Below are 19,846 nucleotides of genomic sequence, written 5' to 3' on the forward strand. Positions count from 1 at the left end.
GGATAATTTTACCTCCCGTCCGCACTATTTAAGGGAAATAGAAAAAGATAAAAAATTAAAAATAAGGAACTGAAAGGGAAATTACAATGGAACGAATCATTCATGGAGATGTCTTATCACCAATATTGGCATATATGCGCCTAAAGGGGCAACACAAGGTTATTTTAGAAAGTATTCCGAGAGATAAGGAAACAGCTCGTTTTTCTATCTTAGCCTATAATCCAGTTTTTGAGATTAAGTTTGAAAATGGAGTCCTTTATCAAAATGGTCAAGTGATTGATCGTGATCCCTTGGATTTCCTTTATGAAGTGACTCATAAGAGCCAGCACCATTCAGATCTACCTTTTGGTGGGGGAGCCATTGGTTTTGTGGGTTATGATATGATTTCGCTTTATGAAGAAATTGGTCAAATTCCTGAAGATACAATTGGAACGCCAGACATGCATTTCTTTGTCTATGAGAGTTACATGGTCTTTGACCACAAGAAGGAAAAAATCCATGTCATCGAGGATGCTCTCTATAGTGAGCGTAGTCAAGAAAACTTGGAAGAAGCCTTGAACCAAGTGCTTGAGGAATTACGCATTCCTGCTCCAAATGAATTTGAAGACTTGGATTTATCTCCGTTAGACTTCAAACCCCATATTGCTCCTCAGAAGTTTGAGGAAATGGTGGAAACCGCTCGTGACTTGATTCGTAATGGCGATATGTTCCAATGTGTACTTAGTCAACGCTTCTCAGCAGAAGTGACTGGAAATCCATTTGACTTCTACAGAAATCTCCGCGTGACTAATCCTTCTAATTACCTTTATTTCTATGATTTTGGGGATTATCAAATCATCGGTGCCAGTCCAGAAAGTTTGGTTTCTGTCAAAAATGGCATCGTGACAACCAATCCAATTGCAGGTACACGACCAAGAGGCGCTACGGATGAAGAAGACAAGGATTTGGCGACAGACCTGCTTTCGGATGAGAAGGAAACAGCAGAGCATCGAATGTTAGTAGACTTGGGTCGTAATGATATTGGTCGCATCTCTGAAACGGCCAGTGTCCAAGTCACTAAGTATATGGAAGTGGAGCTCTTCCGCTATGTCATGCATTTGACCAGTGTGGTCAAGGGGCGTTTGCTTCCAGAACTCACTGCCATGGATGCCTTGAAATCAACACTTCCAGCTGGAACAGTGTCAGGAGCACCAAAGATTCGAGCAATGAGACGTATCTATGAACTGGAAACAGAAAAACGGGGTGTATACGCAGGAGCAATCGGCTACTTGTCTGCGACGGGTGATATGGACTTTGCCATTGCCATCCGAACCATGATTCTCAAAAATCAAACAGCCTATGTGCAGGCTGGGGCAGGGATTGTCTACGACTCCATCGCCCAAAACGAATACCAAGAGACCATTAACAAGGCTAAATCTATGACTAGAATTGGAGAACTAAGACCATGATTTTATTGATTGACAACTATGATTCTTTTACCTATAACTTGGCCCAATACATTGGGAATTTTGCAGAGGTACAGGTCTTGAGAAATGATGATCCCAAGCTGTATGAAGAAGCTGAAAAAGCAGATGGTCTGGTCTTTTCTCCTGGTCCTGGTTGGCCAGTTGATGCTGGAAAGATGGAAGACATGATTCGTGATTTTGCTGGCAAGAAGCCGATTTTAGGGATTTGTTTGGGCCACCAAGCCATTGCAGAAGTCTTTGGTGGTAAGTTAGGTTTGGCTCCAAAAGTCATGCATGGGAAACAGAGTAATATCAGCTTTGAAGCGCCATCTGTTTTGTATCAAGGTATCGAAGATGGCCGTGCGGTCATGCGTTACCACAGTATTTTGATTGAAGAAATGCCAGAAAACTTTGAAGTGACAGCTCGTTCGACTGATGACCAAGCCATCATGGGGATTCAACATAAAAACCTACCGATTTATGGCTTCCAGTACCATCCAGAGAGCATTGGAACGCCAGATGGCTTGTCTTCTATTCGGAATTTTATCGAGAAGGTTGTAAAGTGAGGAAACTAGGATGAAAGAGATTATTGAAAAACTAGCAAAATTTGAAAATTTATCAGGTGTGGAAATGACGGATGTCATTGAGCGTATCGTAACTGGGCGTGTAACGGAAGCGCAAATTGCTTCTCTCCTTTTGGCTCTTAAGATGAAGGGGGAAACACCTGAAGAACGCACAGCCATTGCCCAAGTCATGAGAGGGCATGCCCAACATATTCCAACTGAGATTCATGATGCCATGGACAACTGTGGTACAGGTGGGGACAAGTCTTTCAGCTTTAACATTTCGACAACTGCAGCTTTTGTCTTGGCTGGTGGCGGTGTTCATATGGCAAAACACGGTAACCGCTCAATTTCTTCTAAATCTGGTTCTGCAGATGTCCTTGAAGCCTTGGGCATCAACCTAGACCTCAAACCAGCTGAACTAGGTAAGGTCTTTGATAAAACTGGAATCGTCTTTCTCTTCGCTAAAAATATGCACCCAGCTATGAAATACATCATGCCAGCTCGTTTGGAATTGGGAATTCCAACGATCATGAACTTGACTGGTCCACTGATTCACCCAATGGCTTTGGAAACACAGCTTCTTGGAATTAGTCGTCCAGAACTTCTAGATAGTACAGCTCAGGTTTTGAAAAATATGGGTCGCAAGCGTGCCATCGTTGTTGCTGGGCCAGAAGGACTGGATGAAGCTGGCTTGAATGGAACAACCAAGATTGCTCTTCTGGAAAATGGCGAAATCACCTTGTCAAGCTTTACTCCAGAGGATTTGGGAATGGAACGCTACGCTATCGAAGATATTCGTGGAGGCAATGCTCAGGAAAATGCAGAAATTTTGCTCAGCGTTCTCAAGAACGAACCAAGTCCATTCTTGGAAACGACAGTTTTAAATGCTGGTCTTGGTTTCTATGCCAATGGTAAGGTAGCTAGTATCAAGGAAGGAGTTGCCTTGGCCCGTCAAGTCATTGCTAGTGGCAAGGCCCTTGAAAAACTCAGACTGTTACAGGAGTACCAAAAATGAGTCAGGAATTTTTAGCACGAATTTTGGAGCAGAAGGCGCGTGAGGTGGAGCAGATGGAGATGGAGCAAATTCAGCCCCTGCGCCAGACCTATCGCTTGGCTGACTATCTAAAACAACACCAAGACCGTTTGCAGGTAATCGCTGAGGTCAAGAAGGCTAGCCCTAGTTTGGGAGATATCAATCTCGATGTGGATATTGTGCAACAGGCCCAGACTTATGAAGCGAACGGAGCAGTGATGATTTCGGTGTTGACAGATGAGGTTTTCTTTAAAGGGCATTTGGATTATCTACGGGAGATTTCCAGTCAGGTACAGATTCCGACGCTCAACAAGGACTTTATCATCGATGAAAAGCAAATCATTCGCGCTCGCAATGCAGGTGCGACAGTCATCCTGCTCATTGTGGCTGCCTTGTCAGAAGAACGACTCAAGGAACTGTATGACTACGCGACAGAGCTTGGTCTGGAAGTTTTAGTGGAAACTCACAATCTAGCTGAACTAGAGGTAGCTCATAGACTTGGTGCTGAGATTATCGGGGTTAATAACCGCAACTTGACCACCTTTGAAGTTGACTTGCAGACCAGTGTAGATTTGGCTAAACATTTCAAAGATGATTGCTTGTACATTTCTGAATCTGCTATTTTCACAGGGCAGGATGCGGAAAGAGTAGCACCATACTTTAACGGAATTTTAGTAGGGACAGCTCTTATGCAGGCAGAAGATGTTGCCCAGAGAATCAAGGAGTTGCAGATTGACAAAGGTTAAAATTTGCGGACTATCGACCAAAGAAGCGGTGGAAACAGCCGTATCAGCAGGAGCAGACTACATCGGTTTTGTCTTCGCACCTAGTAAAAGACAGGTGACTTTGGAAGAGGCTGCTGAGCTGGCAAAGCTTATTCCTGCAGATGTCAAAAAGGTTGGTGTGTTTGTTTCACCAAGTCGGGCAGAACTGCTAGAAACGATTGACAACGTTGGCTTGGACTTGGTTCAAGTTCACGGTCAGGTGGCAGATGATTTGTTTGAGAATTTGCCTTGTGTCAGTATTCAGGCTGTGCAGGTGGATGGAGAGGGTCATGTGCCCAATTCTCAGGCAGACTATCTACTCTTTGATGCCCCTGTGGCTGGGAGTGGTCAACCCTTTGACTGGGCTCAACTGGATACGATTGGACTAACTCAGCCTTTCTTTATCGCAGGTGGGCTTAATAAAGACAATGTAGTAAAAGCAATTCAACACTTTACTCCTTATGCAGTAGATGTATCAAGCGGAGTGGAGACAGATGGACAAAAAGATCATGAAAAGATTAGAAGATTTATAGAGAGGGTAAAGAATGGCATATCAAGAACCAAATAAAGATGGATTTTACGGAAAATTCGGTGGACGTTTCGTCCCAGAAACATTGATGACAGCAGTTTTGGAGTTGGAGAAGGCCTACCGTGAAAGTCAGGCAGACCCAAGTTTCCAAGAGGAATTAAACCAACTTTTGCGCCAGTATGTAGGACGTGAAACTCCCCTTTACTACGCAAAAAACTTGACCCAGCATATTGGCGGAGCCAAGATTTATCTCAAACGTGAAGACCTCAACCATACAGGGGCTCACAAGATTAACAATGCCTTGGGACAAGTTTTGCTTGCCAAACGCATGGGTAAAAAGAAAATTATCGCTGAAACAGGTGCTGGCCAGCACGGTGTGGCAACTGCAACAGCTGCGGCCCTCTTTAACATGGAATGTACTATCTACATGGGTGAGGAAGATGTCAAACGCCAAGCCCTCAATGTGTTCCGTATGGAGCTTTTGGGAGCCAAGGTCGAGGCAGTGACAGACGGTTCGCGCGTGCTCAAGGATGCGGTTAATGCAGCCCTTCGTTCATGGGTAGCTAATATCGATGATACCCACTATATCCTTGGTTCTGCCTTGGGACCTCATCCATTCCCAGAAATCGTTCGTGACTTCCAAAGTGTCATCGGTAGAGAAGCTAAACAACAGTACCGTGACTTGACAGGTCAAGATTTGCCAGATGCCCTAGTAGCCTGTGTTGGTGGTGGTTCTAATGCTATCGGCCTCTTCCATCCCTTTGTAGAAGATGAGTCTGTAGCTATGTATGGGGCTGAAGCAGCTGGACTTGGTGTAGACACAGAGCACCACGCAGCTACCTTGACCAAGGGTCGTCCGGGTGTCCTTCACGGTTCCCTCATGGATGTGCTCCAAGATGCTCATGGTCAAATTCTTGAAGCCTTCTCTATCTCAGCAGGTTTGGACTATCCTGGTATCGGTCCAGAACATTCTCACTACCACGATATCAAACGTGCCAGCTATGTCCCTGTGACAGACGAAGAAGCCTTGGAAGGATTCCAACTCTTGTCTCGTGTGGAAGGGATTATCCCAGCCTTGGAATCGAGTCATGCCATTGCTTTTGCGGTGAAATTGGCCAAAGAACTTGGACCAGAAAAGTCTATGATTGTCTGCCTATCAGGTCGTGGGGACAAGGATGTGGTTCAAGTCAAGGACCGCTTGGAAGCAGATGCAGCAAAGAAGGGAGAAGCTCATGCCTAAGACACTAACAGAAAAATTAAATGCTATTAAAGCAGTTGGAAAAGGAATTTTCGTTCCCTATATCATGGCTGGTGACCACGAAAAAGGTTTGGATGGTCTTGCTGAAACAATCCACTTTTTAGAAGATTTGGGTGTCTCTGCAATTGAAGTGGGCATTCCCTTTTCAGATCCTGTCGCAGATGGACCTGTTATCGAAGAAGCTGGCTTGCGCAGTTTAGCCCACGGGACCTCTACCCAGACTTTGGTTGAAACCTTGAAAACCATTGAAACAGAGATTCCACTGGTCATTATGACCTACTTCAACCCCCTCTTTCAGTACGGTGTGGAGAACTTTGTCAAAGATTTGGCAGATACAGCGGTTAAGGGCTTGATTATTCCAGACCTACCCCATGAGCATGCCAACTTTGTAGAACCATTTTTGGTAGATACAGATATCGCCTTGATTCCCCTAGTTAGTTTGACGACAGGAATTGAGCGCCAGAAAGAGTTGATTGATGGGGCAGAAGGATTCGTCTATGCCGTTGCCATCAATGGGGTGACAGGGAAATCTGGCAATTACCGTGCAGACTTGGACAAGCACTTGGCACAATTGCATCAAGTGGCCGATATCCCAGTCTTGACAGGTTTTGGCGTATCTAGTCAAGCCGATGTAGAACGCTTCAATGCGGTGTCAGATGGCGTTATCGTCGGTTCAAAAATCGTAAAAGCTCTCCATGAAGGAGAGCCGATTCAGGACTTTATCAAACAAGCAGTAGCTTACCAAAAATAATCAAACAAGCAGCGAGTAAGAGGAAAGGCACGAAAGGAAGTCTTTCCTTTTTCTTTTGCAGGAGAAAGGCTGGTTTTAGATATCATTTGCTAAATTACTCTAATATATAACTTTAAGAAAAAGCTAATTATTGTAGTAATTTCTTTAAGAAAATGATATAATTCATTAAAAAGTATTCGGAGGAGGAAGAATTATGTTGAATCAGGATCTCTTTGATTCGCTTGAGGCACAAAAAATTGTAGATACTTTGATGAAAGGGCAAAAAGATTATGTAGATGAACGTCTAGAAAAAAGAGAGACAATGAAAGTGTCGAATGGTTATGCATGGACGCGACCTAATCATATTGATAATGCATTTGCATCAGCAGATTTGTTTGAGTATAAATTACAATTAGCAGGACAGACTTGGGGATATTTAGAATTTGAAACAAATACAGAAAAATATGGGAAAGTATTGTTAATTATAAAGGGTAAGAAGCGACTTACGAGCCAATTTCCTTTGGTACAAAAAAATAAGAGTGGCTACTTATTTGAATATGCTCGGATGAATACACTTTATCTTAATCAACATTCTTCCTACAAAAATGATGAAGATAGTCATTCTTTTCCAATTCAGATGGAGTTAGTTTCTGATGAAATGATTCAAGAAATTGAACAAGCTACCAAAAATTCGAATATCGAAAAATTTATGATTTTAACTTATGAGGCGGACTCAGAAAACAATATTATATCTATAGATGTTGTTATGCCTGATGCACGAACTGGTCAGTTACACTTGATTCAGGATTTGTCTGAGTATATTCAATCAAGTTCGTACCATTTCGAAGAAGCTAAATATCAAAATATTCCTAATTTTTCAGAATTATCGGAAACAGAAGATTTTGAAATTATTCCAAGAATAGAAAAACAAGAAGGTCAAAAGTAGTAAGGAGTATGTAAATGTTTAATGGTCGGGTATTGAAAGAATTACGGCTGTTAAATGGTTTAAGTAGAGCAGAATTGGCTCAGAGAATTAATTTAACGGAACAAGCCATTTGGCAGTTTGAGTCCAACGAAACGAAACCTAAATTATCAACCAAAATGCATTTGGCCAACCAATTTCATGTTGATTTAACTTATTTTGAACAGGAAGAAGAGAGCATTCGATTTGATTCTTCTGTAATTGCCTTTAGAAATGCAGATCTAGCAACACGGAAAACAATAGATATTCAAACTATGTATTTACATAAGGTAGATAGTTTGATTGATTATTTTGAAAGTTTTGTAATTATACCTAATATTACAATTCATGACCTAAGTAATGTAGTGAGTGAATCTTATCATAAGGAAGAATCTATTGAGGAATTGGCTCTTTATGCCAGGGAAAAATTAGGTGTTTCAAAAGATAATCATGATTTGCTTTATAAATTAGAACGTTCAGGCATCTATATCGTGGAACGATTAATTAATGGTCAAGCTGATGCTTATAGCGCATGGTCAAAATTGGGAAGACCTTATATTGTGTTGGGGACGAATAAATCATCTGTACGTCGAAATTTTGACTTAGCTCATGAGCTAGGACATATTCTTTTACACAAATGTAAAGATATGAATGAAGATGGCGATCGTTTGGAGCAAGAAGCAAATTATTTTGCATCATGTTTTTTATTGCCAAAAGAAGAGTTTTTAGTCAAATTTGAAGAGAGGGTTGGCAAGCGTGTCAGCAATCCTGATAGTTATATTTTATTGAAGTCGGATTTGAATGTTTCGATACAGGCTTTAGAGTATCGAGCTTTTAAGTTAGGATTATTGACTCCAAAGCAACATTCTTACTTTTATCGTCAAATTGCGCAAAAAGGTTACAAAATGATTGAACCTTTGGATGATCAAATTTTTGTAAAAAAACCAAGCAAAGTAAAGAGTATCCTGGACGTCGTTTTGAGTAATCATCTAGTCAGTCTAGCGACTATAATGTCTAAACAAAGTATTCGTTTACAGTTTATAAGCGAAATATTTTCAGTCGAAATGAAATTTTTTGATCAGTATCAAGAAGATAAAAGAACAGATCGATTTGATAACATCATTCCTTTGTACAAAAGAAATAATTTATAATTCAACTGTGAAATAATTTCATGAAGGACATATGGCAGAAATTGGACTTTATCAAACAAGCAGTAGCTTACCAAAAATAATCACGCAAGCAGCGAGTAAGAGGAAAGGCATAAAAGGAAGTCTTTCCTTTTTCTTTTGTAGGAGAAAGGCTAGGATGCCCGTCGCAGAAGCAAACTGAATCAAGATGAGTAATTCGGTTACGCTAAAGATAAGAGAACAAGAAGCTAAAAAGAGAAAATCCCCTGCTCCCATGCGGATATCGATAAAATGAGCCACAATTCCAAGGACAAGGAAGAAGACCATGACTAGATTCCAGCCAGAGCAGGCCATTAGGATTAGGTGGAAAGTCATCCAGACCAGTAAGGGATATTCCTGATGGCGAAAGTCGTAGATGCCCAAGGTCAAACCCGCAGTGATTAGGATGACTTGACTCAAGGAAAGTAATTCCCAAGACCAAGCTAGAAAGAGGAGTCCTAAGCCTAGTTCAAAGAGGGCATACCAGACTGGATAGCGGACCTTGCAGTAGCGACAGCGAAAGCGGTTGAGCACCTGCGAGAGAATCGGAATCAAATCTAAGGGGCGCAAGCGAGTCTGACAGGAATCGCAGTGACTAGCAGGTTGGATAATGGATTGCTCTGGAAAACGGTCAATGACCAAACCAAGAAAGGAAGCGAGAATGCTCCCGACAAGAAAAAAATAAATATCAATCATACTTATCTATTCGTAAAAAATAGGAGAAGTAGTATAATGGAGAAACATAGATAAGATGGTGAGGCAAAGATGATAATTCGTTTTGAAGAAAAGGTGAGCATAGAAAACGCTCAGCTCGTATGCCAATGGTCCAACTCCCTTGGCAAGGCCTTTCAAGAACAATGGATGGGATCAAAGATTCCTTTTCCACTGACCCTTCAAGTCTTGCAAGACTTGGAAGGAATCTTTTCAATCTTTGATGGACAAGAGTTTGTGGGGCTAATACAAAAAATCAGGCTAGAAGACAGCAATCTTCATATTGGAAGATTTTTTATCAATCCTCAGAAACAGGGGCAAGGCTTAGGTAGCCAGGCTTTAAGAAAATTTGTTAGTTTGGCCTTTGAAAATGAAGACATAGATACTATTTCTCTAAATGTCTTCGAGGCAAATCAAGTAGCTTACAAGCTTTACCAAAAAGAAGGATTTGAAATCGTTCAAATAGTTGAAGCACCTGTACGAAAATACATCATGAAAAAGAGGAGATAGAAAGTAAAAATCCTTGAAATCAATGTTGACTGTAATTGTGAACCTGAATCAGCCCCTCAAAAGGGACTGTATATGAATGAACGTTACCAGTGTTTAAAAACTAAAGAATATCAGGCACTTTTATCTTCCAAGGGTAGACAAATTTTCGCTAAACGTAAGATTGATATGAAATCTGTCTTTGGGCAGATAAAGGTTTGTTTGGTTATAAGAGATGTCATCTGAGAGGTGAGCGTAAAGTGAGAATTGACATGGGATTCGTACTAACGGTCAACAACCTGCTGAAATATAATAAGAGAAAGAGGAAAAATTAAAAAGCTAGAGTTCCGCAATTGGAAATCTCTAGCTTTTTGTTTTCTGAGAATCATTTTGACTCAGACTATTTTGACTAATGTTACTAAAAAGATAAAGTAACTTTTAGCCTTATTTATTGTCGCCACTCAACATGTTTTTAACACCTTCGATAGCGCCTTCTACAGCGTCTTTGGCATCTTCAGCAACTTCTTTTACTTTAGAAACAACTTTTTCAGCTGCTCCTTCTTTTTCCATTTTTTCATCACCGATGGCTTTCCCAACACCTTCTTTAATAGAACCTTTAGCTTGATTTAATTTTTCTTCTACTGACATGATAATTTCTCCTGTTATATTTATTTTATATTAGTTTACACGAGCTTTTTCGTGAGATACTACACCAGTTGCTGCACCTTTAACAGCTTCTACACCTTCGCTAACTTTTTCTTGAACAGTTGAGAAACCAGATCCAAGACCAGATTTAGCTTTTTCGAATTGTTCTGAAGCGAATTCTCCTGTTGATTCAGCAACGTCAGATACGCGATCTTGAAGGCTTACTGAGTCTGCTTCATGTTGTTCTTTAGTTTTGATGTCGACAACGTTTACGTTGATTTCAACAACTTCCAAGTCAGTCATTTTAGCAACTTCTGAAGATACGATTTCTCTGATTTCTGAATATAAAGCTGGAACATTTTTTTGGTACTCAGCAATAATGTTTAAGTCAACTGCAACTTGTGTTTTACCAACTTCTACGTTAACACCACTTGTTACGTCATCGCTGTTAACGATTTTTTCTTTAAGATTTGAGAAGAAACCACCGTCGATTCCCAAAAGACCTGAAACGTTTTCTAGTGACAGACCAATGATTTTTTGGATAACTTTATCTTCGTAAGTAAGTTCCCCTTTGATTTCGTGAGCTACAACAGTAGCATCTTTCTTTTCTACGTTAGTATTAATGTTTTTTTCGTTTGACATATGAAACTCCTTTAATTAAATTAGTAATTTTTATTTTTTTATTTATCTATATAGTTTTTTTCGATATATAATCCAGCTGCAACTCCCAGTGCTCCTAAAATCAATACAAATATTGTTTTGAAGAAGCCAAAGGAGATAATCAAACAAGCGAGAAATACGCCTATGAGACCTGCGATTATTGGATATCGATATTGTTTAAGCCATTCCATTTTTTACTTCCTTACTTCACACGACTAACAGTCTTTTTGTTTTGAGGTTTTGGTTTAGGCTGGTAGTCTTTTACTAGAACTTCTAGTTTAACCTGACGCTCAATACCAAAAAACTGCTTCAATCCATTAGTTATTTCATTTTGAATTAGTTGGCATCTGTCAGCGATGTTGTCCGAGGGAAGAATTTTACCTTCTACATGAACGAAACATTTATTTTTTAGTAAATTTACATAAACAGTTGGGTTCTCGATCAATCCATGATCACTCACCAAACTTCTAACAAAACCTTCGATTGCTGAATTCTTTAATTTCAATGTATCGTTTTTAGTTTCAAGTTGAATTTCCAAATAACGTTTAGGATAAAACAACACAACTAACATCGATAACAAAACTAAAGTTGATAGAGCCACTATCCCCCAGAATATATATCTAGAGAGATAAAATTCAACGAAATGATTCTGTCTCCAGCTAAATAGCTGAATGCCTAGATCACTAACTTGATGATAATCTATCAAAACAGGAAGGAAAATTGTCAAGATTAAAATACAGAAAATAATTAAAAGTATTTTCTTTGTTTTTGACATATACAATCCTTTCGATTTAACATTAAACTATTTTTACCCGTCTAATCTATTTAAAAATAGTTTATTCTACAAGTAATTATTTTTTACCTGTAAAGAATGATACTACAGTAACAACAATTGCTGCTCCTGCAATAGATGGGATTAAAGCCATTCCAGCGATGGATGGGCCCCAACTGCCTAAAAGGGATTGTCCTACAGATGACCCGACTAAACCAGCGAATACATTTGCGACGATTCCCATAGAACTACCTTTTTTAGTGATTCTACCTGCTACAAGTCCAATAAGACATCCAGCAATGATTGACCACAATATTGCTTACCCTCCTTTTTTATTTTAATATCAAAAAATAAATCAATTCCTTTGATTATTGCTATTATATAATTTTGATATAAAATAATCAATTATTTTGATTATTATGTAATTTTAATATAAAAAATCAAATTCTTTGATTGTTGCTATTATATAATTTTTAAAATTAAAAATAGCATAAAAATCTAGTTATCCGCATAAAAACTGGACTTATCACACTTTATCAAGGTCAAAACCACTCAATTTACTACTAACTTACTACTTATGAATGAGCTTTGATACGACGATTTATCCTTGAAAAGTGAAGATATAAAGATACTTCCAATAAAATTTGAATATTTAATAGGTAGACACTTCAAAAAATGAGGTGTCTATTTTTTTACCCGATTTTGAAAGGAAGTGAACTTATGAAAACAAAAAATCAAGAATCAAAAGGTCGTTCCCCACTCTTTAAGACCATCAAACATTCATTCAGCCAATAAAAAAGAAAGGATAGGTAAAAATATGGAACTTAAATTTGTGATTCCCAACATGGAAAAAACATTCGGCAATTTAGAATTTGCTGGCGAGGATAAAGTCGTTCAGCGAAGAATCAACGGACGGCTAACTGTCTTATCAAGAAGCTATAATCTCTATTCTGATGTTCAAAGAGCAGATGATATTGTGGTGGTGCTTCCTGCTGAAGCTGGCGAAAAACATTTCGGCTTTGAGGAACGTGTGAAGTTAGTCAATCCACGTATTACCGCAGAGGGCTACAAAATCGGCACTCGTGGTTTTACAAATTACCTTTTACATGCTGACGACATGATAAAAGAATAAAGAAAGAGAGGAAAAATGATGAGATTAGCAAATGGCATTGTATTAGATAAAGACACGACTTTTGGAGAATTGAAATTCTCTGCTCTACGTCGTGAAGTGAGAATCCAAAATGAAGACGGGTCGGTTTCAGATGAAATCAAGGAACGTACCTATGACTTAAAATCCAAAGGACAAGGACGCATGATTCAAGTAAGTATTCCTGCCAGCGTGCCTTTGAAAGAGTTTGATTATAACGCACGGGTGGAACTTATCAATCCCATTGCGGACACCGTTGCTACTGCCACCTATCAAGGAGCAGATGTTGACTGGTATATCAAGGCAGACGATATTGTGCTGACAAAGGATTCTAGTTCATTCAAAGCTCAACCACAAGCAAAGAAAGAACCGACACAAGACAAATAGTCGCTAGGTAGAAAGGAGACTTTTTCGCATGAAACAGCGTGGTAAAAGGATTCGCCCATCTGGTAAAGATTTAGTCTTTCATTTTACGATAGCGTCACTCCTGCCTGTTTTCCTGCTGGTTGTCGGACTGTTTCATGTGAAGACAATCCAGCAGATCAACTGGCAGGATTTTAACCTATCACAAGCAGATAAGATTGACATTCCCTATTTAATTATCAGTTTCAGTGTCGCAATTCTTATCTGCTTGCTGGTAGCGTTTGTATTCAAACGGGTTCGCTATGATACGGTTAAACAACTTTACCACCGTCAAAAACTGGCAAAGATGATACTTGAAAACAAGTGGTATGAATCTGAACAGGTCAAAACAGAGGGTTTCTTTAAAGATAGTGCTGGTCGTACAAAAAAGATAACCTACTTCCCTAAAATGTATTATCGACTTAAAAATGGCTTGATACAGATACGGGTGGAAATCACGCTGGGAAAATATCAAGACCAACTCTTACACTTGGAAAAGAAATTAGAGAGTGGCTTGTACTGTGAGCTGACGGATAAAGAGTTAAAGGATTCCTATGTGGAATATACTTTGCTCTATGACACCATAGCCAGTCGTATTTCTATTGATGAAGTAGAAGCTAAAGATGGTAAACTTCGCTTAATGAAAAACGTATGGTGGGAATATGATAAGCTCCCTCATATGTTGATTGCTGGTGGTACAGGTGGCGGTAAAACTTACTTTATACTGACACTGATTGAAGCCTTGCTTCATACAGATTCAAAACTGTATATTCTTGACCCGAAAAATGCTGATCTTGCGGACTTAGGTTCTGTGATGGCAAATGTCTACTATAGAAAAGAAGACTTGCTTTCTTGCATTGAAACATTCTATGAAGAAATGATGAAACGTAGTGAGGAAATGAAGCAGATGAAGAACTATAAGACTGGCAAAAATTATGCTTACTTAGGTCTCCCGGCACACTTCTTAATCTTTGATGAATACGTCGCTTTCATGGAAATGCTGGGAACAAAAGAAAACACCGCAGTTATGAATAAGCTGAAACAGATTGTCATGTTAGGTCGTCAAGCTGGCTTCTTTCTAATACTGGCTTGTCAACGTCCAGACGCAAAATATTTAGGCGACGGAATCCGTGATCAGTTTAATTTCAGAGTGGCTTTAGGTCGTATGTCTGAAATGGGCTATGGCATGATGTTTGGCAGTGACGTACAAAAGGATTTCTTCTTAAAGCGAATCAAAGGTCGTGGCTATGTTGATGTAGGAACAAGTGTCATATCAGAGTTTTATACTCCCCTTGTACCAAAAGGATATGATTTCTTGGAGGAAATTAAAAAGTTATCCAACAGCAGACAGTCCACGCAGGCGACGTGCGAAGCGGAAGTCGCAGGTGTGGACTGATCTTGCTGGCTGGTGTGGCAATAGCCACGCCAGCACTTAACCCCCCGTATCTAACAGGGGGGTACAAATCGACAGGAAACAGTCAAAAAAACATTAGAAAATCCTTTGGTTACAAGGGATTTACAAAATTTCAGCGTATGTCAAATGGGCTTTAAAAGTTGACATACGCCTTTTTGATTGGAGGGATTTTTACTGAATGAACAAACTTGGTTACAGCATTTAAAAGAAAAACGCTTGGCTTATGGACTATCTCAAAACCGTTTAGCTGTTGCGACTGGTATTACAAGGCAGTATCTAAGCGATATTGAAACAGGAAAAGTCAAGCCATCAGAGGATTTACAGCAGTCCCTTTGGGAAGCTCTGGAACGCTTCAATCCCGACGCTCCCCTTGAAATGCTGTTTGATTATGTAAGAATTCGCTTTCCGACAACAGACGTACAGCAGGTGGTCGAAAACATCTTACAACTGAAACTGTCCTATTTTCTTCATGAGGACTATGGTTTCTATTCTTATTCAGAGCATTATGCTTTAGGCGACATATTCGTCCTTTGCTCCCATGAACTGGACAAAGGAGTTCTGGTGGAATTGAAAGGTCGTGGGTGCAGACAATTTGAAAGCTATCTTCTGGCACAACAAAGAAGCTGGTATGAGTTCTTTATGGACGTTTTGGTGGCTGGCGGTGTGATGAAACGCCTTGACCTTGCCATTAACGATAAGACAGGGATTTTAAATATCCCTGTACTCACTGAAAAGTGCCAACAGGAAGAATGTATCTCCGTCTTCCGCAGTTTTAAAAGCTATCGCAGTGGCGAACTGGTACGCAAAGAGGAAAAGGAATGTATGGGAAACACCCTCTATATCGGTTCATTACAAAGTGAAGTTTATTTCTGTATCTATGAAAAGGACTACGAGCAGTACAAGAAAAATGATATTCCCATTGAAGACGCAGAAGTAAAAAACCGTTTTGAGATTCGATTGAAAAATGAGCGTGCCTATTATGCAGTCCGTGATTTACTCGTATATGACAATCCAGAGCATACCGCCTTTAAAATTATCAATCGGTATATCCGTTTTGTAGATAAAGACGATTCCAAACCTCGTTCTGATTGGAAACTGAATGAAGAATGGGCTTGGTTTATTGGGAACAATCGTGAACGATTAAAACTAACCACAAAACCAGAGCCTTACTCCTTCCAAAGGACGCTGAACTGGCTATCTCATCAAGTTGCCCCGACCTTAAAGGTTGCGATTAAACTTGATGAAATCAACCAGACGCAGGTTGTAAAAGACATTCTCGACCATGCGAAACTGACAGACCGACACAAGCAGATTTTGAAGCAACAGTCAGTAAAAGAACAGGACGTGATAACAACAAAAAAATAACTCAAATACAAATTCATTGAATATAGAGAGGAGAACATTTTTATGAATTTTGGACAAAACCTTTATAACTGGTTTCTATCAAACGCTCAATCACTGGTGCTTTTAGCAATCGTTGTGATTGGCTTGTATCTTGGCTTCAAGCGTGAGTTTAGCAAACTGATTGGCTTTTTAATTATTGCGATTATTGCGGTTGGCTTAGTCTTCAACGCTGCTGGAGTAAAAGACATTTTACTAGAGCTATTCAATCGCATTATTGGTGCTTAAATAAAACCGTTCTTTTGTGGAATATAAGTGGTTTTCTTATGTTCCGCAAAGGAATGGTACACCAAACGAAGTGCGGTAGGGATTTTTGAATCTCTACAAAGAAAGGACGTGAATATATGGACGATATGCAAGTCTATATTGCGAATTTAGGCAAATACAATGAGGGCGAATTGGTCGGTGCGTGGTTTACCTTTCCCATTGACTTTGAGGAAGTCAAAGAGAAAATCGGCTTGAATGATGAATATGAGGAATACGCCATTCATGACTACGAGTTACCCTTTACGGTTGACGAATACACTTCCATTGGCGAACTCAATCGACTATGGGAAATGGTATCGGAATTACCCGAAGAATTACAATCGGAGCTATCTGCTCTGCTCACTCATTTTTCAAGCATTGAAGAACTAAGCGAACATCAAGAGGATATTATCATTCATTCCGATTGTGATGATATGTATGACGTGGCACGCTACTACATTGAAGAAACGGGTGCTTTAGGCGAAGTACCAGCTAGTCTTCAAAACTATATTGATTATCAAGCCTATGGTCGGGATTTAGACCTTTCAGGAACGTTTATCTCAACCAATCATGGGATTTTTGAAATCGTCTATTAAATCTGTCGGTACATTACTACTGGCAGATTTTCTATTTTACGGGGTGGCTCAATCAGCTACCCCTATTTTTTATGAAAGGATTGATTACATGAAGAAAATACGAAGCTATACCAGTATCTGGTCTGTGGAAAAGGTACTGTATTCTATCAATGATTTTAGACTTCCGTTTCCCATAACCTTTACGCAAATGACATGGTTTGTCGTGTCACTCTTTGCAGTGATGATACTTGGCAACTTGCCCCCTCTTTCCATGATAGAGGGAGCATTTCTCAAATACTTTGGGATTCCTGTGGCTTTCACATGGTTTATGTCTACAAAAACTTTTGATGGTAAAAAGCCTTATGGATTTTTGAAGTCTGTCATTGCTTATGCACTGCGACCAAAGCTGACCTATGCAGGAAAAAAAGTAACGCTTGGCAGAAACCAGCCACAAGAAGCCATTACAGCAGTTAGGAGTGAATTTTATGGCATATCCAATTAAATACATTGAAAACAATCTCGTCTGGAATAAAGACGGGGAATGTTATGCTTACTATGAGCTTGTTCCTTACAATTACTCATTTCTAAGTCCAGAACAGAAAATACAAGTGCATGATTCTTTCAGACAGCTTATCGCACAAAATCGTGATGGCAAAATTCATGCTTTACAAATCAGTACAGAATCCAGCATACGTTCTGCACAAGAGCGTTCCAAAAATGAAGTCACTGGCAAGCTCAAAGCGGTTGCCTATGACAAAATCGACCAACAGACAGACGCTTTAATATCCATGATTGGCGAAAATCAAGTGAACTACCGTTTCTTTATCGGCTTTAAGTTGCTTCTCAACGATCAGGAGTTTTCTATGAAAAGTCTTACCGTTGAAGCAAAAAATGCTTTGTCTGATTTTGTCTATGATGTGAACCATAAGCTGATGGGCGATTTTGTTAGTATGAGTAATGATGAAATCCTGCGTTTTCAGAAGATGGAAAAGCTCTTAGAAAATAAAATCTCTCGTCGTTTCAAAATCCGCAGGTTAGATAAGGACGACTTCGGCTATCTGATTGAACACCTTTACGGACAGACAGGCACTGCCTATGAAGAGTATGAGTACCATCTATCAAAGAAAAAGCTGGATAATGAAACGCTGATTAAATACTATGACTTGATTAAGCCTACTCGCTGTTTGGTGGAAGAAAAACAGCGATATTTGAAAATCCAGCAGGAAGATGAAACCGTCTATGTAGCTTACTTTACCATTAACAGCATTGTCGGAGAACTGGACTTCCCGTCCTCTGAAATCTTCTACTACCAGCAACAGCAATTTACATTCCCGATTGATACGTCAATGAATGTGGAAATTGTAGCGAATCGTAAAGCCCTATCTACTGTCCGCAATAAAAAGAAAGAACTGAAAGACTTGGATAACCACGCTTGGCAAAGTGATAATGAAACCAGCTCCAATGTGGCGGAAGCTCTGGAAAGTGTGAATGAGCTGGAAACCAATTTAGACCAAAGCAAGGAATCTATGTACAAGCTGTCTTATGTGGTAAGGGTATCAGCAAATGATCTTGACGAACTCAAACGTCGTTGTAATGAAGTGAAAGATTTTTATGACGATTTAAGCGTAAAACTGGTACGACCATTTGGGGATATGCTCGGCTTACATGAAGAATTTTTACCTGCCAGCAAGCGTTATATGAATGATTATATTCAATACGTGACCTCTGATTTCCTCGCTGGTTTAGGTTTTGGTGCTACTCAAATGCTGGGGGAAAATGAGGGGATTTATGTTGGCTACAGCTTAGATACTGGACGCAATGTCTATCTGAAACCTGCTCTTGCCAGTCAAGGGGTTAAGGGTTCAGTAACCAATGCGTTAGCGTCGGCTTTTGTTGGTTCGCTGGGTGGTGGTAAATCCTTTGCGAATAACCTTATCGTCTATTATGCGGTGCTTTATGGGGCACAAGCAGTGATTGTAGACCCAAAAGCAGAACGTGGCAGATGGAAAGAAACCTTGCCAGAGATTTCCCATGAAATCAATATCGTCACTCTGACTTCTGATGAGAAAAACAAAGGCTTACTTGACCCTTATGTGATTATGAAAAATCCCAAAGATTCTGAATCACTGGCTATTGATATTCTGACATTCCTTACGGGGATTTCCTCTCGTGATGGGGAACGCTTCCCAATCCTTAGAAAAGCCATTCGTGCAGTAACCAATAGTGAAGTACGAGGGTTGATGAAAGTGATTGAGGAATTACGGGTTGAGAATACGCCACTAAGTACCAGTATAGCCGACCATATCGAAAGTTTTACAGACTATGACTTTGCACATTTATTATTCAGTAATGGTTATGTGGAGCAGTCTATCAGCTTAGAAAAACAACTGAACATTATACAGGTTGCGGACTTGGTACTTCCCGACAAGGAAACTTCCTTTGAGGAATATACCACTATGGAGCTTTTATCCGTTGCTATGCTGATTGTCATTAGTACCTTTGCTTTAGACTTTATCCATACAGACCGAAGCATTTTCAAGATTGTAGATTTAGACGAAGCATGGAGCTTTTTACAGGTAGCACAAGGAAAAACACTATCTATGAAGCTGGTTCGGGCTGGTCGTGCTATGAACGCTGGGGTATATTTCGTGACCCAAAATACAGACGACCTCTTAGATGAAAAACTGAAAAATAACCTCGGCTTAAAATTTGCATTTCGTTCCACTGACCTTAACGAGATTAAAAAGACCTTAGCCTTTTTTGGTGTAGACCCAGAGGACGAAAACAATCAGAAGCGATTGCGTGATTTGGAAAACGGGCAATGCCTTATCAGTGATTTATATGGTCGTGTCGGTGTGATACAGTTCCACCCTGTATTTGAAGAACTGCTCCATGCCTTTGATACCAGACCACCTGTGCGAAAAGAGGTGTAAAT

The 19,846-nt window shown here is 39.8% G+C and carries 24 protein-coding genes and 2 pseudogenes; 19 read left to right on the forward strand and 7 right to left on the reverse strand.

Translation table 11 applies throughout. The annotated features are described in order from the left end of the window. Positions 1-86: 86 nt before the first annotated feature. Genes trpE through trpA form a run of 7 tightly spaced genes read left to right on the forward strand, consistent with a single transcriptional unit; the run spans position 87 to position 6,346 of the window. The gene (trpE, locus tag QS39_RS04600; RefSeq protein WP_077804754.1) at positions 87-1,448 is read left to right on the forward strand and encodes an anthranilate synthase component I; all 1,362 of its coding nucleotides are present in this window, start codon (positions 87-89) and stop codon (positions 1,446-1,448) included. After that, positions 1,445-2,011: an aminodeoxychorismate/anthranilate synthase component II gene (locus tag QS39_RS04605; protein ID WP_070842873.1), complete on the forward strand. Its 567-nt coding sequence runs from the start codon at positions 1,445-1,447 to the stop codon at positions 2,009-2,011. Before trpE ends, QS39_RS04605 begins: the two co-directional genes overlap by 4 nt. 10 nt (positions 2,012-2,021) lie before the next feature. Next, on the forward strand, positions 2,022-3,026 hold the full coding sequence (trpD, locus tag QS39_RS04610) for an anthranilate phosphoribosyltransferase (protein WP_077804755.1): 1,005 nt from the start codon (positions 2,022-2,024) through the stop codon (positions 3,024-3,026). Further along, entirely contained in the window at positions 3,023-3,790 is a 768-nt protein-coding gene (gene trpC / locus QS39_RS04615) for an indole-3-glycerol phosphate synthase TrpC (RefSeq protein WP_077804756.1), read from the forward strand. The genes trpD and trpC overlap by 4 nt, the downstream gene beginning before the upstream one ends. After that, positions 3,777-4,376: a phosphoribosylanthranilate isomerase gene (locus QS39_RS04620; protein WP_180375004.1), complete on the forward strand. Its 600-nt coding sequence runs from the start codon at positions 3,777-3,779 to the stop codon at positions 4,374-4,376. The genes trpC and QS39_RS04620 overlap by 14 nt, the downstream gene beginning before the upstream one ends. Next, entirely contained in the window at positions 4,354-5,577 is a 1,224-nt protein-coding gene (gene trpB / locus QS39_RS04625) for a tryptophan synthase subunit beta (protein ID WP_050252727.1), read from the forward strand. Before QS39_RS04620 ends, trpB begins: the two co-directional genes overlap by 23 nt. After that, complete coding sequence (trpA, locus tag QS39_RS04630; protein ID WP_077804758.1) at positions 5,570-6,346, forward strand: tryptophan synthase subunit alpha; 777 nt, start codon at positions 5,570-5,572, stop codon at positions 6,344-6,346. Before trpB ends, trpA begins: the two co-directional genes overlap by 8 nt. Here the strand turns inward: trpA and QS39_RS10740 are convergent. Continuing rightward, positions 6,318-6,416: pseudogene (locus QS39_RS10740) on the reverse strand (prepilin peptidase); the annotation flags it as partial. The gene trpA and the pseudogene QS39_RS10740 overlap by 29 nt on opposite strands. 123 nt (positions 6,417-6,539) lie before the next feature. On the opposite strand from QS39_RS10740, the gene QS39_RS04635 reads away from it, so the two are divergent. Then, positions 6,540-7,271 (forward strand): spr1630 family ClpXP-sensitive toxin, encoded by a 732-nt coding sequence (locus tag QS39_RS04635; RefSeq protein ID WP_077804759.1) that lies wholly within the window; start codon positions 6,540-6,542, stop codon positions 7,269-7,271. Between the two features lie 14 nt (positions 7,272-7,285). Beyond that, on the forward strand, positions 7,286-8,437 hold the full coding sequence (locus tag QS39_RS04640; RefSeq protein WP_077804760.1) for a spr1629 family repressor/antitoxin: 1,152 nt from the start codon (positions 7,286-7,288) through the stop codon (positions 8,435-8,437). Between the two features lie 51 nt (positions 8,438-8,488). On the opposite strand, the gene QS39_RS04645 is transcribed toward QS39_RS04640, so the two are convergent. Beyond that, the gene (locus QS39_RS04645; RefSeq protein ID WP_077804761.1) at positions 8,489-9,148 is read right to left on the reverse strand and encodes a prepilin peptidase; all 660 of its coding nucleotides are present in this window, start codon (positions 9,146-9,148) and stop codon (positions 8,489-8,491) included. Positions 9,149-9,217: 69 nt separating this feature from the next. On the opposite strand from QS39_RS04645, the gene QS39_RS04650 reads away from it, so the two are divergent. Both QS39_RS04650 and QS39_RS11595 read left to right on the forward strand, forming a co-directional pair. Then, positions 9,218-9,673 carry a GNAT family N-acetyltransferase gene (locus QS39_RS04650; protein WP_077804762.1) on the forward strand — a complete coding sequence of 152 codons (456 nt, stop codon included), beginning with the start codon at positions 9,218-9,220 and terminating at the stop codon, positions 9,671-9,673. 33 nt (positions 9,674-9,706) lie between these two features. Next, positions 9,707-9,984: pseudogene (locus tag QS39_RS11595) on the forward strand (transposase); the annotation flags it as partial. 109 nt (positions 9,985-10,093) lie between these two features. Here QS39_RS11595 and QS39_RS04660 read toward each other — a convergent pair. The 5 genes from QS39_RS04660 to QS39_RS04680 form a co-directional block, all read right to left on the reverse strand. After that, positions 10,094-10,297, reverse strand: coding sequence for a CsbD family protein (locus tag QS39_RS04660; protein ID WP_004262234.1), 204 nt, complete (start codon positions 10,295-10,297; stop codon positions 10,094-10,096). Positions 10,298-10,327: 30 nt separating this feature from the next. Further along, positions 10,328-10,936, reverse strand: a complete 609-nt coding sequence (locus QS39_RS04665; protein ID WP_077804763.1) for an Asp23/Gls24 family envelope stress response protein — start codon at positions 10,934-10,936, stop codon at positions 10,328-10,330. Between the two features lie 38 nt (positions 10,937-10,974). Beyond that, the gene (locus QS39_RS04670) at positions 10,975-11,145 is read right to left on the reverse strand and encodes a DUF2273 domain-containing protein (RefSeq protein WP_000455064.1); all 171 of its coding nucleotides are present in this window, start codon (positions 11,143-11,145) and stop codon (positions 10,975-10,977) included. An 11-nt stretch (positions 11,146-11,156) separates the two neighbouring features. Then, positions 11,157-11,729, reverse strand: coding sequence for an alkaline shock response membrane anchor protein AmaP (amaP, locus tag QS39_RS04675; protein WP_077804764.1), 573 nt, complete (start codon positions 11,727-11,729; stop codon positions 11,157-11,159). Between the two features lie 76 nt (positions 11,730-11,805). After that, positions 11,806-12,042 (reverse strand): GlsB/YeaQ/YmgE family stress response membrane protein, encoded by a 237-nt coding sequence (locus QS39_RS04680; RefSeq protein WP_077804765.1) that lies wholly within the window; start codon positions 12,040-12,042, stop codon positions 11,806-11,808. Positions 12,043-12,543: 501 nt separating this feature from the next. Here QS39_RS04680 and QS39_RS04685 point away from each other — a divergent pair. From QS39_RS04685 to tcpF, 8 genes are all read left to right on the forward strand, one after another. Further along, positions 12,544-12,858 (forward strand): YdcP family protein, encoded by a 315-nt coding sequence (locus QS39_RS04685; RefSeq protein ID WP_000420682.1) that lies wholly within the window; start codon positions 12,544-12,546, stop codon positions 12,856-12,858. Positions 12,859-12,873: 15 nt separating this feature from the next. Further along, entirely contained in the window at positions 12,874-13,260 is a 387-nt protein-coding gene (locus QS39_RS04690; protein WP_000985015.1) for a YdcP family protein, read from the forward strand. A 28-nt stretch (positions 13,261-13,288) separates the two neighbouring features. Beyond that, complete coding sequence (locus QS39_RS04695) at positions 13,289-14,671, forward strand: FtsK/SpoIIIE domain-containing protein (protein ID WP_016398735.1); 1,383 nt, start codon at positions 13,289-13,291, stop codon at positions 14,669-14,671. Between the two features lie 177 nt (positions 14,672-14,848). Beyond that, positions 14,849-16,054: a MobT family relaxase gene (mobT, locus tag QS39_RS04705; RefSeq protein WP_000398284.1), complete on the forward strand. Its 1,206-nt coding sequence runs from the start codon at positions 14,849-14,851 to the stop codon at positions 16,052-16,054. A gap of 42 nt (positions 16,055-16,096) precedes the next feature. Beyond that, the gene (locus QS39_RS04710; RefSeq protein ID WP_001009056.1) at positions 16,097-16,318 is read left to right on the forward strand and encodes a hypothetical protein; all 222 of its coding nucleotides are present in this window, start codon (positions 16,097-16,099) and stop codon (positions 16,316-16,318) included. A 116-nt stretch (positions 16,319-16,434) separates the two neighbouring features. Further along, the gene (locus QS39_RS04715) at positions 16,435-16,932 is read left to right on the forward strand and encodes an antirestriction protein ArdA (RefSeq protein WP_000342539.1); all 498 of its coding nucleotides are present in this window, start codon (positions 16,435-16,437) and stop codon (positions 16,930-16,932) included. Positions 16,933-17,020: 88 nt separating this feature from the next. Then, positions 17,021-17,413 carry a conjugal transfer protein gene (locus QS39_RS04720; RefSeq protein WP_000723888.1) on the forward strand — a complete coding sequence of 131 codons (393 nt, stop codon included), beginning with the start codon at positions 17,021-17,023 and terminating at the stop codon, positions 17,411-17,413. Continuing rightward, positions 17,397-19,844: a conjugal transfer ATPase TcpF gene (gene tcpF / locus QS39_RS04725; protein WP_000331160.1), complete on the forward strand. Its 2,448-nt coding sequence runs from the start codon at positions 17,397-17,399 to the stop codon at positions 19,842-19,844. The genes QS39_RS04720 and tcpF overlap by 17 nt, the downstream gene beginning before the upstream one ends. The last annotated feature ends 2 nt before the right edge of the window (positions 19,845-19,846 follow it).

It is taken from the genome of Streptococcus mitis (genome assembly GCF_002005545.1).
Taxonomy (GTDB): domain Bacteria; phylum Bacillota; class Bacilli; order Lactobacillales; family Streptococcaceae; genus Streptococcus; species Streptococcus mitis_I.

Coding starts and splice junctions, on each gene's coding strand:
- trpE (WP_077804754.1), top strand. CDS start 87: ATGGAACGAATCATTCATGGAGATGTCTTATCACCAATATTGGCATAT.
- QS39_RS04605 (WP_070842873.1), top strand. CDS start 1,445: ATGATTTTATTGATTGACAACTATGATTCTTTTACCTATAACTTGGCC.
- trpD (WP_077804755.1), top strand. CDS start 2,022: ATGAAAGAGATTATTGAAAAACTAGCAAAATTTGAAAATTTATCAGGT.
- trpC (WP_077804756.1), top strand. CDS start 3,023: ATGAGTCAGGAATTTTTAGCACGAATTTTGGAGCAGAAGGCGCGTGAG.
- trpB (WP_050252727.1), top strand. CDS start 4,354: ATGGCATATCAAGAACCAAATAAAGATGGATTTTACGGAAAATTCGGT.
- trpA (WP_077804758.1), top strand. CDS start 5,570: ATGCCTAAGACACTAACAGAAAAATTAAATGCTATTAAAGCAGTTGGA.
- QS39_RS04635 (WP_077804759.1), top strand. CDS start 6,540: ATGTTGAATCAGGATCTCTTTGATTCGCTTGAGGCACAAAAAATTGTA.
- QS39_RS04640 (WP_077804760.1), top strand. CDS start 7,286: ATGTTTAATGGTCGGGTATTGAAAGAATTACGGCTGTTAAATGGTTTA.
- QS39_RS04645 (WP_077804761.1), bottom strand. CDS start 9,148: ATGATTGATATTTATTTTTTTCTTGTCGGGAGCATTCTCGCTTCCTTT.
- QS39_RS04650 (WP_077804762.1), top strand. CDS start 9,218: ATGATAATTCGTTTTGAAGAAAAGGTGAGCATAGAAAACGCTCAGCTC.
- QS39_RS04660 (WP_004262234.1), bottom strand. CDS start 10,297: ATGTCAGTAGAAGAAAAATTAAATCAAGCTAAAGGTTCTATTAAAGAA.
- QS39_RS04665 (WP_077804763.1), bottom strand. CDS start 10,936: ATGTCAAACGAAAAAAACATTAATACTAACGTAGAAAAGAAAGATGCT.
- QS39_RS04670 (WP_000455064.1), bottom strand. CDS start 11,145: ATGGAATGGCTTAAACAATATCGATATCCAATAATCGCAGGTCTCATA.
- amaP (WP_077804764.1), bottom strand. CDS start 11,729: ATGTCAAAAACAAAGAAAATACTTTTAATTATTTTCTGTATTTTAATC.
- QS39_RS04685 (WP_000420682.1), top strand. CDS start 12,544: ATGGAACTTAAATTTGTGATTCCCAACATGGAAAAAACATTCGGCAAT.
- QS39_RS04690 (WP_000985015.1), top strand. CDS start 12,874: ATGATGAGATTAGCAAATGGCATTGTATTAGATAAAGACACGACTTTT.
- QS39_RS04695 (WP_016398735.1), top strand. CDS start 13,289: ATGAAACAGCGTGGTAAAAGGATTCGCCCATCTGGTAAAGATTTAGTC.
- QS39_RS04710 (WP_001009056.1), top strand. CDS start 16,097: ATGAATTTTGGACAAAACCTTTATAACTGGTTTCTATCAAACGCTCAA.
- QS39_RS04715 (WP_000342539.1), top strand. CDS start 16,435: ATGGACGATATGCAAGTCTATATTGCGAATTTAGGCAAATACAATGAG.
- QS39_RS04720 (WP_000723888.1), top strand. CDS start 17,021: ATGAAGAAAATACGAAGCTATACCAGTATCTGGTCTGTGGAAAAGGTA.
- tcpF (WP_000331160.1), top strand. CDS start 17,397: ATGGCATATCCAATTAAATACATTGAAAACAATCTCGTCTGGAATAAA.